Below are 18,503 nucleotides of genomic sequence, written 5' to 3' on the forward strand. Positions count from 1 at the left end.
ACCTGTCCCGATGGCAGGCAGACGACCTCGAGGCCGTTGCACTCGCACTCAACAGTCGGCCCCGGAAAACCCTCGGATGGAAGACACCCGCCGAATCCCTCAACGAACACCTACTCTTGACTCAAGAAGCTGGTGTTGCGACGACCGATTGAGTCCGGGCTGACAGCCGTGGTCGGCGTGATGGATGAGCTTGCCGGGCTCGACCTCACGGGATGCGAGCGCGTACTCCAGCGTGGTCAGGACCAGGTCGGCGTCCGCGCGGGCAGAGGTCTCCCACGCGACCACCCGGCGGGAGAAGGCGTCCCGGATCGCCGAGAGCCACAACGGTCCCTCGCCGGTGGAGATCATTGTCAGGTCGGTGACCCACAACCGGTTCGGCGTCGGTGCGGTGAAGTCTCGGTTGACCAGGTCCGGGGCGAGCGTGGCCTTGGGATCGCGGCGCGTGAAGCCCTTCCGCCGTGGGCTGACGCCCGCGATGGCGGCCTCGCGCATCAGCCGCTCGACCCGCTTGCGGCCCACGCGCGTGCCTTCGCGCTTGAGGACGGCGTGCACGCGCGGCGAGCCGTAACTGCCGCCGGACTCCGCGTGGATCTCCTTGATCCGCTCGGTCAGTCCGGCGTCGCGGCGCTTGCGCTCGCACGGCTCGCGCTCGGCGCGGCGCCAGCGGTAGTAGGTGGAGGCGGCGATGTGGAGTTCCCGAAGCACGCACTCGACTCCCAGGCGGGGATGCTCGTCGAGGAGCGCGGTCACCTGGGCCGGGTCGGGTCGAGTTGCGCCGCGAAAAACGCCGAGGCCGTCCGCAGCACGTCGTTCGCCCGCTTGAGCTGGGCGTTCTCCTTGCGCAGCGCGACCAGCTCGGCGCGTTCGTCCGTGGTGAGCCGGTCGTCGCGCTCGCCGGCATCGGCCTCGGCCTGCCGGATCCAGCCGCGCAAGGCCTCCGGATGCACGCCGAGGTCGACGGCGAGCTTCTTGATCTGCGGCTTCGGGTCGGAGGTCCGGTACATCCGTACCGCACGCTCACGCAACTCCAGCGAGTACTTTCTGGGGGCGGCCATAGTCGATGTTCCTCTCATGAGAACCATCTGACCCTCTGTCAACACACTCCGCATCTCGGGGGAACCTCACTGTCGAGGGAGTCGCCATGGTCGACGCTGGAGTCATCCACCAACTCCAGGGGCGCAATCCGGACCATCAACCCTTCTACACCTACCTCCACAACCTCTTACCGGACTACGCCGCCGAGATCCTCGGACAGAGACATGACGCTCCGTCACCGAAGGTTGCCAACTAACCTGCGCCACTCTTGCCAACTGCAAGGCGTCACAATCCTCTGACCAGCTCCATCCGACCGCAGATCTTGCCAACCAGGCTGCGTCGTCACAGGGGTTGTGTGACTTTGACTCCTAGCTGGCCACTGATCAGTCGTCACCTGGTCGCTGCGCTGTTAGAACAGCAGCTGGAGCCAGTCAGGCAGCTCCGCTCCTGCGATGCGGCCCAGGCTTGTGGCGATTCCGCCGATGAAGCCGAGGATCACGACCGCGGCGGTGCGGCGGAGGCGGGAAGTCTTGCGCTGGGGAGCTTCGGGAGTCTTCTGGGTCATGCTGTGAGCTTGGGGTGTGCGGAGGGTGGTGCGCAGCGCGCAACAGTTGCCAATGGTGCGCAACGCGTTGCCAATTCGTGCGCAACACTCCGACAGGTCCAAGTGGTGGCCGACACTGGGGCAGTGACGACCAGTAGACGCCGAAGTGGGGCCAGCGCCCTCGGCCCGCTCCATCCGGATGCGGGCCCGGAGCGCCGGGAACTCGCCCTTGCCCTGCGCGAGCTGTTCCAGAGGCTCGAGATGCCCCTGCGGACGTACGCGGACAAAGAAGCGCGCGCCGCCAGCTCGGTAAGCCGCACGCTCAGTGGTAAGCGGCCCGCGCAGGAGGACTTCGTGAAGAACCTCCTTCACGACGCGGACCAGCCTCCTCGGTCGCCGCTGTCCGAGGAGGAGACCGCCCGAGTGTGGGCGCTGTTCCGCAAGGACGAAGAGAGCCGCATGGATCCGTCGAGCCGCATCCGGCTCCTCGAGCGCAACAGGCGCGAACTGGAGGAGCGCCTGCGCGAGCTGGAGGACAGCCGGGCCGCCGCGGACACGGGCGGCAGCGCGACCGAGCTGGACTCCCTGCGCCACCGGCTGCACCAGCGCGAGCAGGAGCTGGCCCGGGTCGAGCAAGAGCGCGATCAGCTGGCGCGACGCATCGGGAAGCTCCTCGCCGAGGCCGGGCTTCGGGACGGCCACAGGCCCGTGGTGATCCAGTCGCCGTTTGCCCCGTGGTACAACCCTGAGACGCGGTCCGACCGGGGACGGTACTGGCCCGCGTACGCCGACCTCCTGGCCCGGCGGGGGTGGCAGTCCTCCAGGGTGGCCACCCTGGAGGAGGCGACGGACCAAGTGGTGGAGAAGCTGGCCAACCCGAGCGCGGCGGAGGCCTACCAGGCCAAGGGTTTGGTGATCACGCCCGTGCAGTCCGGCGCGAGCGCCCACATCACCGGCACCGTGGCCAAGGCGGTCGACGCGGGCTACCGACTCGTCATCGTGTTGACGGGACCGAGCAACGCCATGCGGTACCAGCTGCAGCGGACCCTTGACCGCGATCTGGTGGGGCGGGAGAACATCCTGCGCGGCGCGGGCGAGTCCGAGGACTCCGAGTACGTGGACGATCCCGACTGGTTCAAGGCGGACGGGTTCCTGCGGCACGGCCGACGCCCATCCTCAGAGGGCGGGTTCGACATCGTCCGTCTGACGACGCGTGACAACGACTACGCCGGCCTGCGCCAATGCCTCGGCGCGCTCGAGTTCGAGAAGCGGATGCCGCAGATGCCGCTGAACGCTCCCGAGAACCTGCACGCCACGTCCGTACGGCTCATGGTCGTGAAGAAGAACAAGACCATCCTGTCCAAGCTGGTCAAGGACCTGCAGAGCATCCGCCCACCACTGGCGGAGATTCCCACGCTGATCATCGACGACGGCACGGAGTGGGATCCGGCCGCCGTGAACACCCACAGGAAGGCGACCGGAACAGGGAAGGCGGGCCTCACGTCCGTCCAGGCCGTCATGGCGGAACTGCTGGGCCTCTTGCCCAGGGCACAGTACGTCGCCTACGCCACGTCACCCTTCGTCGGCACCCTCATGGACCCGGCAGCCTCAGAGGACCTGTTCCCGAGGGACTTCATCATCTCCCTGCCGCGCCCTGCCGGCTACGTGGGTGTGGAGGACTTCCACGACATCGACTCGGATGTCCCCGACGAGCGGCGGACCTTCGCCAACTCCCCGGAGAAGGCGCACGTCCGCAACCTCATGCTCCGTGACAAGGACGATGACCAGGGCGAACGACAGGCGATGGACATGTTCGTGCTGACCGGCGCGGTGAAGCTGTACCGGGCCGCGCGGGGCGGGGGCAAAGCACCAACTGACTATCGCCACCACACCATGATCGTTCACTCTTCGGATCGCATCATTCGGAAGCGGGAACAGGCGGCGCGCTTGCGCCGCCTCTGGTACGAGGGTTCCTACGACCGTGCCGACGGTCTGGGACGGCTCCGCGAGCTGTACGAAAGGGACGTCGAGCCCGTTTCCTGCGAACGGGCCGACGGGCTGCCCGTTCCCGAGTCCTTCGACGAGCTCGCACCGTACGTCGTTGCCGCGTGGTCGCGGATCGACTCCGACGGCAATGCCGTCGTGATCGAGAGCGGATCCACACACGGCGAACACGACGGGTACGAATTGGACTTCGCGCGGCGGCACATCTGGAAGATCATCGTCTGCGGCTCACGACTCTCCCACGGCGGCACCGCCGAGGGTCTGACCGTCACCTACCAAGGGCCCCGCACCGATAGCGTGGTGGCTCTGGCTGGCATGGGACGCTGGGCCGGCTTCCGTATCGGTTACCGGGACCTGATGCGGCTCTACTTCGCACGGGTTCCGGACGATGCTGGTGGGAGCCTTTTCGACGCCTTCGCGGCGATCTTCCGCGACCAGCTCTCGTTCCAGGAGGATCTGGCGCGCTACGCCGTCGAAGTCGATGGCAGGCCACAGCTCACGCCCGCTCAAGTACCCGCGCTGCTCGCGCAGCACCTGGGTGCGATGGCCCCGGAGCAGCGACGGAACGCCCTCTTCAACGCCAAACTGGTCGAGATCCGCTCGCCCGGCCGGTGGATCGAGCCGCTCGCCCACCCCGTGGATGCGGCGGCGAAAGCCCGCAACGTCCGGCAGTGGCGGCCACTGCTGGACGTTCTGACGGAGCCCCGCGTGCTCAGCGGCCGATCCACCTCCCTCCGCGCCCGCACCGGCCTGGTCCCGCACGCCCACCTGATGCAGGTCCTCTCCGAGCTGGAGGGCACCGGGCCGCGGCTGCGCCCGCACCTCCCCTACCTGGAGAAGCTGGGACGGGAGCCCGGGGGCCAGTGGCTGCTGGTCGTGCCGCAACTCGCTGGTGACGGACCCACGGCATCGGTTCTCGGTTTTGAATCGCTGCCCCTCTTCCGCCGAGCGCGTCGGGCCAGCAGGGGGGAGGGCTTCGGCAGGATCACGTACCCATCGCACGAGTCCGCGGTCGAGGCCGCGGTGGGCCGGGCCGACGGGGCGCTTTTGCTCTTGGGGGCGGTGCTCCTGTACCCCATTCACGAAGGGGAGGACGGCTTCGTCAAGGAGGGTGAGGCGGACCCGTCGCAGATCGTCATGGGGGTCGGCATCTACACCCTGAAGAAGGAGGAGGGCCCGTTGCTTCGCTTCCGGTCCGTACGCAGCCCTTGATGCGACCGGCATTAACTGATCGTTTCAGAATGACGTCCTTGGCCAGACAGTTGTGTACTGCGAAGATGCGACTTCGACTGGGTGGTTGAGAACGGGGGCGAGTCGTGACGCAGTGGCAGCTCTTGCAGGGGAACGTCTTGCTCGGTGAGCTCAGCGAGTACGGCTGTGACCAGCCGTTCATCCTGGCGCGCTTCACTCCGGGGCCAGGCTGGGAGAGGGTGAGGGCCTCGTTCGAAGCATGGGCGGCCCTCCGAGGCCCGGACCCAGATGGCTCTCGCACCGTCGCGGTGGTGAAGCCATTGCGGGACTTGGAGCTCACGCTGGCCCCGGTCGGCGGCGAGCAATCTTTGCTGCAGGTCTTCAGGAACTGCACGCTGCGCATCGACGGGTCTGAGGCACGCCTCCGCTACTGACCCGGCGAGCGACAATTCTGCTGGAGTCTTCGCAGGCAGATCACGCTGCAGGCCAATTCGAGGAGGCCCTGATGAAGGTCCGCGCGTCGCTCGTAGCGGATGCGGAGCCGTTTGAACTGGTGCAGCCAGGCGAAGGCGCACTCGACCACCCAACGCACCTTGCCCAACCCAGAACCGTGGGCGACGCCGCGTCGCGCAATCATCGGCTTGATGCCGCGCTTCCACAGCAGGCGGCGGTACTTGTCGTAGTCGTAACCCCGGTCTGCGTACAGGCGTTGGGGCTTGCGACGCGGGCGTCCCCGCAGGCCCCGGATCGGTGGGACTGCGTCCAGTAGCGGCAGCAACTGGGTGACGTCGTGACGGTTTCCGCCGGTGAGAGTGACGGCCAGCGGCGTGCCGTGGCGGTCGACGATCACATGGTGCTTGGAGCCAGGGCGAGCGCGGTCGACAGGCGAGGGGCCGACGTGATCCCCCCCTTGAGGGCCCGGACATGTGAGCCGTCGATGGCGCAGTCGTCCAGGTCAAGCAGGTCCGCTCGCCGCAGCTCGGCCAGCAGGACGGCGTGCAGGCGGGGCCACACGCCGGCCTCGGTCCAGTCCCGCAGCCGACGCCACGCCGTTACTCCGGAGCAGCCCACAGTCTCGGCCGGAACATCCCGCCAGGCGACACCGGTCCGCAGCACGTAGATCACACCCGCGAGCGCCACCCGGTCCGGCACGCGGAGACGTCCGGGGTATCGATGACGACGCTCGGGGACGGGCGGCAGCAGCGGAGCCAGGCGCTCCCAGAGGTCATCTGGAACAAGATCAGCACGCACCCGCACAGACTGCCGATCAAGATCACCAGGCGCAAGACCTTGGGCTCAACTCATTTTGAAACGATCAGTAAAGCCGGGGATGTCCCCTCAGTCCCTGACGCTGCAGTTCTTCCTGGTCGGCGGGGGCGCCGAGTCCAGATTCCCGCCACGCCTGCTTGCCCATCAGCTCGGAGAGCCGTCGTTCCAGGCGCCGGGTCTGGGTGACAAGCCGGGTGTTGCGGGCGTGCGCGTTGGCCAGGTCGGCCTGGAGGGAGGCCAGGCTGACCGGCGGCCCGGCCGCGGGGTCCGATGCGAAGGGCTGGAGTTCTGCAGCGTGGATGAGGGCGAGCAGGTCGCGATGGCGGTAGAGGAAGGTGCGGTCGACGCCGGCCTGCCGGGCGATGTCGCTCACGCTGATCGCCGTGCCGGTACGGGTCGCATGCTGGATGGCGCTCTTTACGCGCTGACGGCGGCGTTCGCCGTCAGCGCGGCGGCCGTCGGCCATGGCGGTGCTCATGCGGACCTCGTGGTGAGGACGTCGGGCAGGGGCTGGCCGATGCGGGGCATGCCGAGCATCACGCTCCGGCTGCGGCGTACAACGGCGACGGCCTCGCCAATCTGCGCCTGTTCCTCGGCAGTGAGGTCACCGAGATCAGATTTGACCCGCTCGATCAGCCGGCGCACCCGGCGGATCTCCTCCTCAGAGGGCATCGCCTCGCTGCGCGCCCAGTCATCGGCGGCGAACGCCGACATCAGCCGCTCCCGGCTGCGCAGCAGGTCAGCCAGGTACGCCTGGAGGTCGGGCAGGTAGGAGACGTCGGTACGGAAGTGGTCGCAGCCCACGCAGCGAAACCGGATCGGGCAGCTCTGGCCGCCGGCCGCGACGTTCGAGGGCTCCTGGCAGACGCCGTAGGGGACACTGACTTCCCCGATCGCCCGCCGTACGTGCTCGGAGTCCAGCAGCGACTAGGCCTTGCGCCACACGCGGGTGCCGTTGCGGTCGAACTGCAGGGCGACCACGCGGTCCACGGCGTCGCGACGCCGCTCCTGGCTGACTAATGGTGACGTCGGGTATTGGAACTGCCCGAATGCCCCTTGAGTCGGCCGTTCGCCGCTGGGGTCGTCACGATTGGCAGGCTCGGATCAGAGACGCAAGGACAGTGTCTGGGTCGTGCAGGGGACGGGCGCCGTCGGTGATGACTCGGCGTGTGCCAGGATCCACCGGGTTCGTCTGTGCCCAGTCGGGAGACCCGATGTTCATTTCGACCTCCAGCCCTGACGCTGTGGCAAAGCGTCGTTCGCTGATCGGTCCCCACGACTGGGTTCTGACCAGTTGGCCGAGGGCGAGCTCGACGGCCCATGCGTTGTCGAAGTACTGGGACTCGTCAGTCGTGAGAAGGACGAGGTCGATGTCGGAGTCAGGCCGTGCGGCATTGCGAGCGCACGATCCGACAAGTAGGAGACCGACGACGTCGTGGCGGCCTGCGGCCCACCGCGTGACGCGGTCGATGATCTCTTTCGTTTCGGCAGCCCGTTCCGGTGAGATCCCGGGTGGCTTACTCGCTGGCTGGTTGTCACGGTGCATCGTGTTGTCTTCCGGGTGAGTAGCGGTAGCTGACTTCCGCCGCGTAGTTGGCCCAGTCGCCGGCGGAAAGTCGCTGCCAGGCGACGGCGACATCGGTGTGGATGCCCAGGGTGCGGGCGAGGATCGCGGCGGGGATCTCGGTGGCGAGTTGGAAGAGCGCGGTGCTGCGGGCCTGGTTGGGTCGGATGCCGAGCCGGTTCAGCCGCTGTGTCAGCTGTGTGGTGCTGATCGGCCGTCCGGGCTGTCCGCCGGGGAAGAGCCATCGAGACGGTGTCAGGGCACCGATGGTCGCGTGGCCCTTGCGGTTCGCCGTGACGGTGCGGGCGAGGTGGGCGACGGGCTCGGGCAACTGGACGGGGGCGTCGCCGAGGTGGAGACGTACTTCGTGGACGCTGACCTCGACGTCCTTGGTGGTCAACCGGTGGATCGCCGACGGCCCTTGGGCGTAAAGGAGGAGAAGTAGTCCTGCGAGGCGGTCTTCGGGATTGAGGTTGTCGTCGTGCAGGAGTCGGCGTGCGACGTTCCAGCGGTGTTCGTCGTCGAGTGGCTGGGTGGGGCCGTTCCAGCGGACAGCGGGGACGTGGACGGTGGTGAGTTTGTTAGTGCGAGCCCAGCGGACGAAGTGCCCGGCCGTGTGGCGGTAGGTCGCTGAGTCGTCGGTGAGCCACTGGTCGAGGTCGGCCTGTCGGCAGGTATCCAGGGCGAGGCCGTGAGCCTGAAGCCAGCTAAGGAAGGCGACGGCCGCGTAGGTGCGTTGACGCGCGGACGCGAACTGCTGCGGGGTCAGGGGGCGGCCGTTGCTGCGTCGGCGTAGTCGACGGACCAGGTGCCATATCGCGTACTGGTGAAGGACTTTGCGCTGTTCGGGGTCTTGCTGCGATGCGAGAAGGCCGCTGAGGAAACGTTCGAGGCGGACCATGTACTCGTCCCGCTCGGGCAGAGCACCGACGCCGACGAGGACTTGGCGGAGGTGGGCGAGGGGCGCGCTGTCGGGCAGCTCGTCGAGGGCCTCGTGACTCAGGGCTCGTCTGCCGGCCGCGAGGTCGGCCAGGACCGGAGACACGGACGGCTTGTTCAGCCACCGCTTGGCGGTGAGTGGGTGCTCGGTGGTGGCAATGTTGTTCCGCAGGGCTTCGAGACCGGGATGGAGGGCATCAGACGGAGGGCCCAGAAGCTCGTTGAGGCGCCGATTGATGAGACAACGAGCGCACTGACCGGGGTGCGGGTAATCGGGCTCGCTGCAGGTGGGGCAGGTGTGCCAAACCTCAGGCGCGGTGCAGCCCAGGCAAAGGGGCTGGTCGAGAGTGCCGGAGACGACCGACGCGACGCCGCCGCAGGCTGAGCACGGCGCGGAATGGCGCTGGCAGTCCAGGCACCATGGCTGGCCCGTAGTCCGGGAGGTGCCGCAGGGTTTCTCCGCGTCGCAGATACTGCAAGTCGCGGTGGGTAAGGAGGGGCAGCTTTGGCAGAGCGGGCCGTCCGGTGTGCGGGTGTTCACGACCCTTCGTCGGCCGCAGTTGATACAGGTCTCCAGGTTCGCCGGGTCGCTGACCAGGCAGTTCGGACACACTGGCCGGCCTTGGTCGTCGCGGGTGGCGGGCTCTCGGCGGGCTCCGCATCCCGAGCACTCCTCGATGCGGGAGTGGGAGATGCACATGCGGCAGACCCGCTTTCCGTCCAGAGGCTTGTCGATGCGTACGACTCTGTGGCAGCCGGGGCAGGACGGCCGGACGATCCCGGCGATGCCGGCCTCGTGCAGCAGGTTGATCAGCTTGAGGATCGCGCGGTGGGGTGCGAGGTGACCGTCGCCGGTCAGCAGCGCTGGGTGGGATTCCAGGGCCCAGGCAAGTTTCCGCTGGTAGGAGGGACGAGGTGCCGATCGACGGACCGCGTCGGAGACCGTCTCCCGTTCGGCATGCGGATCCAGTTCAGCGATCAGGGCGTCGATCACTGCGATGGGGTCGCGTCCGTCGTCGTCCGGGCACTTACCGCATCGTGGCCGCCCGGTCCGGTCGCGTGAAGCGACCCGGCGGGTGCTTCCGCAGGCAGCACATGGCTCGGGCTGTGGCCGCCCGCAGTTCCAGCAGTACCAGTCCTGGCCGCGGCGCTGAAGCGTTCGTATCCGCCTGCCGCATTCGGCGCAACACGGCGGCGAGACCGTCTGGGCCCCGGCCCCACGTAGGGCGATGAGCAGGTCGCCGACGGCCCTGGGCGCCGGCGAGCGACCGTCATTCAGCACGCGAGGATGCTCAGTGAGATGTGCCGCGAGCAGGCGTGACTTCGAGCGTCCGCCCGCGACGCTGGCGACCACGGCACGGATCCGGTCCGGCTCCAGCTGATGTTCGATGGCCGCGACCAGGTCCGTAATGAGCCCGATCGGGTCGGAGACGGCCCGCTCCGGTTGCCCGGGTGCGGTCACGGCCGCTCGAAACCGCGGATGCGGGCTCGCTTGGGTCGCAGGTCACCGATGCCTGCCTCGGCACCGACAGCCTTCTTTGTTCGGGTAGCGGTTCCGGCACCCGCCGCGGCGGTCGGCTCGATGAGGTCGTCCATGGTGCAGTTGAGGATGTCGAGCAGGGCCATGAGGATCTTCAGGCTGAGCCGCTCGGGGCGCTCGACGACGAGCCGGTAGACCTGGCTGGACGACAGGGTGATGCCCCGTTTGTCCAGTAGCGGGATGAGGTCGGTGGTGGAGAAGAGCCCTCGGTCGGCCATGACCTTGCGCAAGTGCCAGTGGTAGTCGAGCTTCGCGGCCATCAGCGGTCCTTGTTTGCGGGGAACGGGGCGAGCGCGGGCGCAAGTGCCCTGTGGAGCATGGTGTTCATGAAGTCGTCGCTGACGTGGGTGTAGACAGCGGTGGAGCTGTCATTCTCGTGACCGACTTGCTGCTGGAGAAACCGGCGGTCAACCCCGTCCTCCGTGAGGTGGGTGACGTAGGAGTGGCGAGCGGAGTGGACGGTCAGCGCCTTCGGGAGCTTCAGCGCGTCGCGGTAGGCGACGAACCGGGCGTTGATCTCGGCCGGCTTGACCCGGCCGCCCCGCTCGGTCACCCACAAGGCGGGGTGATCCTCGCAGCCGAACCGCGGCCGTACGTTCTCCACGTAATCGGCGACCGCGTCCACCGCCCAGTCCATCACCGACAGCACGTTCCGACGGCGCGGCGGCTGCCCCTTCTTCGCTTTGCCGTAGCGGACGTTGAGGGTGCCGTACCGGCCGAACTGCGGCGCCTTCGCGTTCCGCCCGAAGTCGACCACATCCAGCTTCGATGTCTCCGTCCGGCGCAGACCCCACCCATAGATGACCTTGAAGAGGGTGGCATCGCGGTAGGCAGCGAGGGCTCCCTTGCGCTTGGCCCGTACCGCCCGGTCGACCTGGTCGTCGGCGTAGTCGAGGAAGCGTTGGATCTCCTCGCGGGTGAACGGCCTCGCCTCGGGACGCCCCTCGTAGTCGTTGAGGTGGGCGATGGTGGTGAGGTCGGCCCAGGGCGCGGTGCCGGTGTTACCACCGGCCCGTCTCCCTGGGCCGCCTTCCCGCACCCGACGTGCATGTCTCCATGCATCGGGCGCTCCACATGTCTTGCCCACTGGTCAGTCCTCGGTGACGAGGGCTGCCGGTCTCAGGGGCCACGGGGTGGGAATCGTGTTGCCGCGATAGCGGTAACGGACCACCGAGACGCTGGATGCGCCGGTGAACACCACCCCGTTGTGGGCGAATCGCCAGCCGCGATCACAGAAGCGACGGCGCAGCTCGTTCATTCCCAGTCCACGGCGCCCTTGCCTGTATTTATGGCGGATCCATCGCATGATCCGTCCCCAGGCCAGGGAGTCGATCGCGTTGAACGCGCTCTTCGACGCCGCATGCCGGAAATAGTTCGCCCACCCGCGCAGCTGCCGGTTGAGGCTGACGAGCAGCTCATCCAGCTCCATGTGACGGGTCGACCTGTACGTCTTCGCCTTCACCTTGTCCTTGACCGATTGCACGGCCTTCCTGGACGGCATGGTGTAGACGAAGTGCTTCTGTGTTCCCCGCTTCCGCTTCCTGCGGATGTGAAAGCCGAGAAAATCGAAGCCCTCGTCGATATGGACCACACGGGTCTTCTCCGGCGACAGTCGCAGCCCCATCGGGGCCAGCACGGCTGCCACTTCCTCCCGCAGGGCCTCGGCATGGCGGCGTTCACCAGCCACCATGAGCACGAAGTCGTCCGCGAAACGGACGAGCTTCCACAGCCCTTGGCCGTTGCGTCTGCGTTTGGTGCGCTGCCACTGGCTTCCCATTTCCTCCTGCCACTGCTGGTCGAAATGCTCGTCCAGCACCGTCAGGGCGATGTTCGCCAGCAACGGCGAGAGAATCGCGCCTTGAGGGGTTCCCGTCAGCGTCTCTTCCCGATCGCCCGAGGCCGTCATGACCCCAGACTTCAGGAACGCCTTGACCAAAGCGCCCACCCGCTTGTCGTTGATCCTCACGCGGAGCCGGTCCATCAAAGCCGTATGCGAAATTTGATCGAAACAGGCTTCGATGTCGGCCTCCAGCGCCCATTGGTAGTTCCTCGGTTTGGACGCCCAGTAATGGATCTCGGCAATAGCGTCGTGCGCGCGCCGGTTGGGGCGAAACCCATACGAGCACGGCTTGAAGTCCGACTCAAAGATGGGTTCGAGCACTGCTTTGAGGGTCGCCTGGACCACGCGATGCGCAACGGTGGGGATGCCCAACTTTCTGAGCTTCCCGCTGTTCCCCTTCGGGATCATCACCTGTCGCACTTCCACCGGCCGGAAATGGCCGGACTTCAGTGCATCGCGAATATGGCCCAGGAACTCCTCCACCCCGACCCAGGTCTCAATTCGGGCCACAGTGGCCCGGTCAATCCCTGGGGTCCGCGCTCCGGCGTTGGAGGCGACGCGCTCCCACGCGTGGACCAGAAACGCCGGGTCGTAGACGAGGTTGTACAGGTCACTGAAACGGCGGGAGGCATCAGCCCCCGCCCAGTGATGCAGCTTGGTCTGCATCCTCCGTACCGCAAGTGCTGCCGAATCGGGATCCGGCCACACCACGGCGCCGGTATTCACCGACGCTTCTTCGGACATTGCTTTCCCTCCCTGCTTGACATGCTGCCGCCCTTCCCCAAGCGGCCGGCTCTCCCGGCCTCGGAGTACTACGGCGGCTCCGCCCCGCCCGCGCCTTCAGTAGGCATCGCGCTTATCCCCACACCCGTCCCTCTGGCTGAGAGGGGGCCGGGGAACGTACGCGGACGGTTCCCACGTTCACTGCTGTCCGGTCGACGAGTTAGGCACCCGGCTCTGCCCCTGCGGCATCGCCGCGACTACGCCGTAGTCCTTCACCGCGGCCTCCTGCCCCAGACTGAAAAGACCCAGGCAAAGAGTTCCCCGCTCGTAGAGAGCGGGTGCGCACCGCCACCCAGCCCATATCCGCCGGATTTGAGCTGGTTCCACGTCAAGAGGCGTAACAACACCGGTTCCTCGCGTATACCTTCTCGTCTCGCTCACCGCGCCCGGCCCATCCGGCAGTGCCGGGCCGACGCGACTTTGTCGAGGCTGCTCCCACCCTCACCGGCGATCCCCGGTTCAGGCTGCCTCCAGCTTCAGCCCGCCGCTACGACGGCGAACCGATGGGGTATTCCACCTCCATCCGGACAAACAGCGCCTCGTGGCGCACTTCCACTCGTGGCAGATGGCCACGGGGTGAGTGCCGAAGGTGTCCTCGCAGGCCACCGACCAGCCGTAGCGGCCGTCGATCAAGAACTCGCTGAACAGGCGCAGGCTGCCCTGATAGCTGCGGATCGTGGACGGCGCGAGGTGCTTCTCGCTGGTCAGCCACAGTGACCACTCGTCCACGTGGCCGGGCGTCCAGGCCCACGGGTATTCGTTGGTGTGCTCCAGAAACCGCCGTACGAGCCGTTCCCGGGCGGTGACCGTGTCCTCACGGAGCCCGCGAGCGGCTTGTTGGGCACGCCAGCCCCGCACCATGGCTTCTACCATCGCGTCCTGCGGACGCAGCTGGGCCACCCCGGAGACCAGTTCCAGGTGAGCTGCCCCCGCCAGGTCGGCGCGTCGCTGTAGACCCACTTTCACCCTCCCCTTCAGAGGGCAAATCCTGCATCAGATGGGATCTGATCACCAAACTCCCAGCTCAAGCCGCCAAGTTGCAGGGGAGTAGAGTCCTCGTCGGACCCTGCCCTGACCTCGTGACCTGCAATTTCTCGCCCGTCTGATGCAATTCCTGAGGGTTCCGGTAGTAATTCTGGGTGGTCTTGAGATCGGAGTGGTCCATCAGCTCCTTGAGGACATCCGGGGCCACGCCGGCATCCGCGTGCCGCTGGGCGTAGCTGTGCCGGTAGGCGTAGGGGAAGATCCGGCTCTTGTCGAAGGGCAGCATCCGGGTGACCGCCTGACCGTTCTCCTCCACGGTGGTGGCAACCAGGAAGTCGGGCAGCGCGTCGACCCAGGTGCGGTGGCCTTCGCCGATCGAGTGGATCGCCTTCGTGCCGTGCGGGTTGGCGCGCATGCTGGGCAGCAGCTTCAGCTCCCCGGCGGGAGTGTCGGGGAACGTCTCACGTACCCGCTGCTGTTGGGTGGTGATGACGCCCGCGGTGGCCTTGCCGATCGGCAGCCGTCGGCCCATCCGGTAGGACTTGTGGTTGTCGTAGACCAAGACCAAGGAGCCGTCGGGATCCTGCCCCAGGCAGTCGAGGGGCAGGTCACGGATCTCCTCGGGGCGCCGGCCGGTGTCCATCAGCAGTTCGGTGCCCACGCGGACTTCGCGGCTGATGAGCTGCTCCAGCTCATCGAGGTGGTCGCACAGCTGACGCATCACCGCGTCGGGCAGGTCCTTGCCGACCTCGGTGTCCTCGGGCTCGTCCGGGGTTACGTCCGAGAACTTCTCGTCGCAGCGGGCGTCCTGCCCAAACGGCCAGAACACTTCGCCCGAATACAGCTCTGGCTCAACCTGGATCCACCGGCTTGATGTCTGTGGACAGTTTCGCGGGGAACGAAGAAGTGCCTTGTGACCTGCGATGATGGGGTTTCTCTAGGACCACATCAGGCACGATCAGCAAGGCACTTCCGAGATGCAATCTTCCCATTCCGCAGCGGCGGTCTCATCCGCGTTCGACGACCCGAACCTGATCGCGTACGGCGGACTGGAACCGGTGGTGCGGTTGGCCGAGCGGTGCGGTCTGCCCGCACTGGTCGGGAAGTACATTCGTCTGCCGGCCTCGCAGGACGGCACCGGTGCCTTCCCCGCGGCGAAAGTGATGTCGCTGGTGGGCGGCATGGTCGCGGGCGCCGACAGCATCGATGACATGCACCGGCTACGACACGGCGCGATGGGCCGCCTGTTCTCCGGTGTACGGGCCCCGTCCACGCTGGGGTCGTTTCTGCGTTCCTTCACGCACGGGCATGTGAAGCAACTGCACGCTGTGGCCCGCCGGTTCCTTCCCGAACTGGCCCGTCACGCCCCGCTGCTGCCCGGCGCGGACCAGGTCGCCTACGTGGACATCGATGACACCATCCGCCGCACCTACGGCTACGCCAAGCAGGGCGCCGGTTACGGATACCGCAAGGTCAAGGGCCTGAACGCGCTGCTCGGCATCGTCTCCACACCCCTGGCCGCCCCAGTGATCGCCGCCACCAGGCTGCGCAAGGGACCCTCGAACTCCGCGCGCGGGGCGGCAGCGTTCGTCGCCGAGACCATCCGCACTGCTCGCGCCTGCGGCGCGAGTGGCCTGCTGGTGATGCGGGCGGACTCCGCGTTCTACGGCGCCGATGTCGTCAACTCCTGCCGGGCGCTGGGCGCGCGGTTCTCCATCACCGTGCGGATGAACGCTTCCGTCAAGGCCGCCATCGCCCGCATCGACGAGGACGCCTGGACGCCGATCAAGTACCCCAAGGCGGTCTGGGACGAGGAGGGCCAGTGCTGGATCTCCGACGCCGAGATAGCCGAGACCGGCTACACCGCCTTCACGTCCAAGCCGAAGAAGAAGCAGGTCACCGCCCGTCTGATCGTGCGCCGCGTCAAACGCCTGAGCGCTGAAGCCGTCCCCGCCGGACAGGGCACGCTGTTCGACACCTGGCGCTACCACGCCGCGTTCACCGACTCCCCGCTCTCCTTGAACGATGCCGAGCGTGATCACCGACGGCACGCTCTCGTCGAGCAGGTGATCGCGGATATCAAGAACAGTGCCTTCTCCCACGCGCCCTCCGGGCATTTCCAGGCCAATGCCGCCTGGCTCGCCCTGGCAGCCCTGGCACACAACCTGACCCGCGCCGCCGGCGCACTGGCCGGCACGTTCCATGCCAGAGCGACCACCGCCACCATCCGTGACCACCTGATCAACGTGCCCGCCCGCCTGGCCCGCTCGGCCCGCCACCTCACCCTGCACCTGCCCGAACGCTGGCCCTGGAGCACGGACTTCACTCAGCTCTTCAGCACCGTCCACGCGCCACCAGCCCTCTGACACTCCCTGACCGACCTGCCCGAAAGGGCCCGAGACCTGCGGAAAAGTGGAAAGGCTGGGCAGACCAGCAGCCACCCCACGCCCGAATCCGCAACTCAACCCCGACACGCCCTGCACGACCCCGAACCGATCACACCACAATCAAGCCGGTGGATCCGGGCTCAAGAACACACTCGCGGGCCTGCCCTCACACCACGCCCACATCGTTCGCCCATTCGCTGAATGGGGCGTCCTGCGCGCCGCCCGACGCCGGGCGGACAAAGGCCGCTACACCCACGGCTCAGCCTCTTCCGACCGACGAAGCATCCGGGCCGCGGTCAGGTTCATGGCCTGGCTCGACGCCAACGCGATCACACTTTCCGACCTCAGTCAGGAAGACCTCGACCTCTGGCTGACGACGAACCCCACCCGGCGCCGGGACCTCAAGCCATTCGTTCGCTGGGTCGTCAAACGCCATCTGACCAGCAAGGTCACCATCCCGACGATGCAGGCCGGGCTGCCCTCGCGATTCATGGGCAGCGACGAACTTGACCGACAACTTCGTCGTTGCCTCAACGACGACAGCCTTCCTCTGGAAGCCCGCATCATCGGCTCCCTGACCAGCCTCTATGCCCTACCCACTACACGAATCGTCGAGCTCACGACCGACCGCTTCCACCGGGACGGCGACGACGCCTACCTCACGATCAAGCAGCACCCTGTGCTCCTCCCACCTAGGCTCGCCGTCCTCATCGAACGGCAGATCGCGAGTCCCGACTGCCGCACCTCCGTCCTCCAGCGCTCACACAGTGGGACACTGGGCTTCCTCTTCCCGGGCCGGCCACCAAGCCGCCCCCGAAGCGCCGGCACCGTGAACAACTACATGAAGCAGCACGACTTGCCGGGCATCAGCGCCCGCAACACGGCCATGATGGAAGCGATCACCGACCTCCCTCCGATCGTGGTCAGCGACCTCTTCGGTCTCCACCCACACACCGCCTATGCGTGGGCTCAGTACGCGCAGAACAGCTGGGCGGAATACCTCGAGGCCCTGAGTGAATGACCGATCTACGACTCAGTGAGGTGCATCTTTCCGTCATTGGTGAACCAGGCACGGTCCCCGCCCAACACGTCCTTCATCATCCAAGCGAGCCGCTCCCGGCCGCCGACGGTGAGATCAAACGGGTCGGCGAGTACCTCACCGACGGTTGCGGAGATGGAACGTACCTTCGCCGCCGGCTGGCCATCAACCATCAGGACGACCGGCGGATCGTACTGGCGCGTCACGCGATGCATCGGGGTGAGCGGCGCCGTCATAGGCGCGATCTCGTTCTCTTGGAGGAGATCCAGCACGCTCACTCGACGTCCGCTCGGCTCCTCGATCTCAAGGGCATGATTCAACACGGGTGCATTCAGGGCGTCCGAGAGCAACTCCGAGGGATCAACATGCCAATCCTTGACCACTGGGACGCGGCCCGTCGCTGAGATGCGGATCTTCATCAGCCGACCCTCGACATCCTTGTCCGTCGGAGTACGCATCTCCAGGATGATCAGGCCGTAAGTTTCGGCGATTTTTCGAGAGCCTCGTTGGAACCCAGTCACATGGACCATGACCCCAGTCGTCGGGATCGCTCCATAGCCGACCTCCTCCACCACGCCCTTGAACGCAAGTGCGTCGTTCTGCTCCAGCGAGCGATTCTTGCGTCGGCACTCAAAGACAACCCGATGACTATGTCCGGACTCGACAGTGAACTCCCACAGGACATCGATCTGGTGCGCTGAGGCACGTCCCGGCAGAACAACGTTGTGCTCAAGCCGAGTCGTGGTCACCGGCGCCCGCTCGGCGATCCGCTCAACAAGAGCCTTTGTCAGCTGCTCGTACTCGGTCGAGTTCATCGAGCTGGTGCTGTCCACCATCAGCGCTACCTCGCAAGTGTTGGGCTTCGTTGAGAGCAGCAACCTACAACCGGCTGCCGTCAACGAAGAGGGGAATAGCGCAGGGGTGGAACACTGACTCTTCCCCAGTCGGACGGCGACGTCCAGGCGGCTGAGTACCGGGTGTGGGTGCGCGCCCCCGAGCACGTCCGGCCGGTCCCCGGCACGCCGGAGCCGGGCTGGACGCTCGAGCAGGAGAAGCAGATCCAGGCGATGGTGCACGAGCGCGTAGCACGGCTTGGTCGTCGGTGTCGCGCGGGTACAGGGCGCGGCAGGTGCCTCCCGCAGTCGTGCACAACTGCTGTCGTGAGTCGGTTCTGGCACACATTCCGTAAAAGATCTCGCCGGCTCTCACCAGCAGGAGGTGCGCGCGTCATGTGAGCTGCGCGGGCCACGCGTCACCGGGGCCCGATGAGGCCCTGTTCGACATCGCTCGCTGAGTAGGCCCGGAGCGCGGTGCCGGGATTGCTCCCGGTCCGTTTCTCCGGACCTCTCGCCGAACCCGCCGTGCGTCTCTCAACGCAACGGGC

General features: G+C 66.8%; 19 protein-coding genes and 1 pseudogene. 6 read left to right on the plus strand and 14 right to left on the minus strand.

The genetic code is table 11. The features are described from left to right. Positions 1–152 (plus strand): annotated as a pseudogene (locus ACZ68L_RS44725) (IS30 family transposase); the annotation flags it as partial. Here the strand turns inward: ACZ68L_RS44725 and ACZ68L_RS44730 are convergent. Together ACZ68L_RS44730 and ACZ68L_RS44735 are read right to left on the minus strand one after the other, a co-directional pair. Further along, positions 100–750: an IS3 family transposase gene (locus tag ACZ68L_RS44730; RefSeq protein WP_469590190.1), complete on the minus strand. Its 651-nt coding sequence runs from the start codon at positions 748–750 to the stop codon at positions 100–102. The pseudogene ACZ68L_RS44725 and the gene ACZ68L_RS44730 sit on opposite strands and share 53 nt — an antisense overlap. Beyond that, positions 747–1,055, minus strand: coding sequence for a transposase (locus ACZ68L_RS44735; protein WP_033329589.1), 309 nt, complete (start codon positions 1,053–1,055; stop codon positions 747–749). Before ACZ68L_RS44735 ends, ACZ68L_RS44730 begins: the two co-directional genes overlap by 4 nt. A gap of 86 nt (positions 1,056–1,141) precedes the next feature. On the opposite strand from ACZ68L_RS44735, the gene ACZ68L_RS44740 reads away from it, so the two are divergent. Then, a complete protein-coding gene (locus tag ACZ68L_RS44740; protein WP_469590194.1) occupies positions 1,142–1,291 on the plus strand; it encodes a hypothetical protein in 150 nt (49 codons plus the stop codon). Positions 1,292–1,444: 153 nt separating this feature from the next. Here the strand turns inward: ACZ68L_RS44740 and ACZ68L_RS44745 are convergent, their stop codons facing one another. Next, positions 1,445–1,600 (minus strand): hypothetical protein, encoded by a 156-nt coding sequence (locus ACZ68L_RS44745; RefSeq protein ID WP_469590197.1) that lies wholly within the window; start codon positions 1,598–1,600, stop codon positions 1,445–1,447. 123 nt (positions 1,601–1,723) lie between these two features. Here ACZ68L_RS44745 and ACZ68L_RS44750 point away from each other — a divergent pair, with 123 nt between their 5' ends. Together ACZ68L_RS44750 and ACZ68L_RS44755 are read left to right on the plus strand one after the other, a co-directional pair. Beyond that, on the plus strand, positions 1,724–4,795 hold the full coding sequence (locus ACZ68L_RS44750; protein WP_469590200.1) for a Z1 domain-containing protein: 3,072 nt from the start codon (positions 1,724–1,726) through the stop codon (positions 4,793–4,795). A gap of 104 nt (positions 4,796–4,899) precedes the next feature. Further along, positions 4,900–5,208 carry a hypothetical protein gene (locus ACZ68L_RS44755; protein WP_469590202.1) on the plus strand — a complete coding sequence of 103 codons (309 nt, stop codon included), beginning with the start codon at positions 4,900–4,902 and terminating at the stop codon, positions 5,206–5,208. Here ACZ68L_RS44755 and ACZ68L_RS44760 read toward each other — a convergent pair. From ACZ68L_RS44760 to ACZ68L_RS44805, 10 genes are all read right to left on the minus strand, one after another. Then, positions 5,202–6,025 (minus strand): IS5 family transposase gene (locus tag ACZ68L_RS44760; RefSeq protein WP_469590205.1). Its coding sequence is split into 2 segments (ribosomal slippage): positions 5,202–5,686 and positions 5,686–6,025, totalling 825 coding nucleotides; the frame shifts between segments, so codons are not numbered across the junction. The two genes, ACZ68L_RS44755 and ACZ68L_RS44760, sit on opposite strands and share 7 nt — an antisense overlap. 64 nt (positions 6,026–6,089) lie before the next feature. Next, positions 6,090–6,521 carry a DUF6262 family protein gene (locus ACZ68L_RS44765; RefSeq protein WP_469590208.1) on the minus strand — a complete coding sequence of 144 codons (432 nt, stop codon included), beginning with the start codon at positions 6,519–6,521 and terminating at the stop codon, positions 6,090–6,092. After that, on the minus strand, positions 6,518–6,847 hold the full coding sequence (locus tag ACZ68L_RS44770) for a transposase (RefSeq protein WP_469590210.1): 330 nt from the start codon (positions 6,845–6,847) through the stop codon (positions 6,518–6,520). Before ACZ68L_RS44770 ends, ACZ68L_RS44765 begins: the two co-directional genes overlap by 4 nt. A gap of 280 nt (positions 6,848–7,127) precedes the next feature. Continuing rightward, positions 7,128–7,682 carry a nucleotidyltransferase domain-containing protein gene (locus ACZ68L_RS44775; protein WP_469590213.1) on the minus strand — a complete coding sequence of 185 codons (555 nt, stop codon included), beginning with the start codon at positions 7,680–7,682 and terminating at the stop codon, positions 7,128–7,130. Next, positions 7,579–9,540 carry a site-specific integrase gene (locus tag ACZ68L_RS44780; RefSeq protein WP_469590215.1) on the minus strand — a complete coding sequence of 654 codons (1,962 nt, stop codon included), beginning with the start codon at positions 9,538–9,540 and terminating at the stop codon, positions 7,579–7,581. Before ACZ68L_RS44780 ends, ACZ68L_RS44775 begins: the two co-directional genes overlap by 104 nt. A gap of 464 nt (positions 9,541–10,004) precedes the next feature. Continuing rightward, entirely contained in the window at positions 10,005–10,346 is a 342-nt protein-coding gene (locus ACZ68L_RS44785) for a helix-turn-helix domain-containing protein (protein WP_469590218.1), read from the minus strand. After that, entirely contained in the window at positions 10,346–11,125 is a 780-nt protein-coding gene (locus tag ACZ68L_RS44790) for a tyrosine-type recombinase/integrase (RefSeq protein ID WP_469590220.1), read from the minus strand. The genes ACZ68L_RS44785 and ACZ68L_RS44790 overlap by 1 nt, the downstream gene beginning before the upstream one ends. Positions 11,126–11,176: 51 nt before the next feature. Continuing rightward, a complete protein-coding gene (gene ltrA / locus ACZ68L_RS44795; protein WP_469590223.1) occupies positions 11,177–12,670 on the minus strand; it encodes a group II intron reverse transcriptase/maturase in 1,494 nt (497 codons plus the stop codon). Positions 12,671–13,168: 498 nt separating this feature from the next. Beyond that, a complete protein-coding gene (locus ACZ68L_RS44800; RefSeq protein ID WP_469590226.1) occupies positions 13,169–13,669 on the minus strand; it encodes a hypothetical protein in 501 nt (166 codons plus the stop codon). Positions 13,670–13,733: 64 nt separating this feature from the next. Continuing rightward, the gene (locus ACZ68L_RS44805) at positions 13,734–14,522 is read right to left on the minus strand and encodes a hypothetical protein (protein WP_469590228.1); all 789 of its coding nucleotides are present in this window, start codon (positions 14,520–14,522) and stop codon (positions 13,734–13,736) included. A 148-nt stretch (positions 14,523–14,670) separates the two neighbouring features. Between ACZ68L_RS44805 and ACZ68L_RS44810 the strand changes: the two genes are divergently transcribed. Beyond that, a complete protein-coding gene (locus tag ACZ68L_RS44810; RefSeq protein WP_469590231.1) occupies positions 14,671–16,059 on the plus strand; it encodes an IS1380 family transposase in 1,389 nt (462 codons plus the stop codon). 325 nt (positions 16,060–16,384) lie between these two features. Further along, a complete protein-coding gene (locus tag ACZ68L_RS44815) occupies positions 16,385–17,101 on the plus strand; it encodes a hypothetical protein (RefSeq protein ID WP_469590234.1) in 717 nt (238 codons plus the stop codon). Positions 17,102–17,106: 5 nt separating this feature from the next. On the opposite strand, the gene ACZ68L_RS44820 is transcribed toward ACZ68L_RS44815, so the two are convergent. Beyond that, positions 17,107–17,955 (minus strand): hypothetical protein, encoded by an 849-nt coding sequence (locus tag ACZ68L_RS44820; protein ID WP_469590236.1) that lies wholly within the window; start codon positions 17,953–17,955, stop codon positions 17,107–17,109. Between the last annotated feature and the right edge of the window lie 548 nt (positions 17,956–18,503).

It is taken from the genome of Streptomyces sp. NPDC104309 (assembly GCF_055584025.1).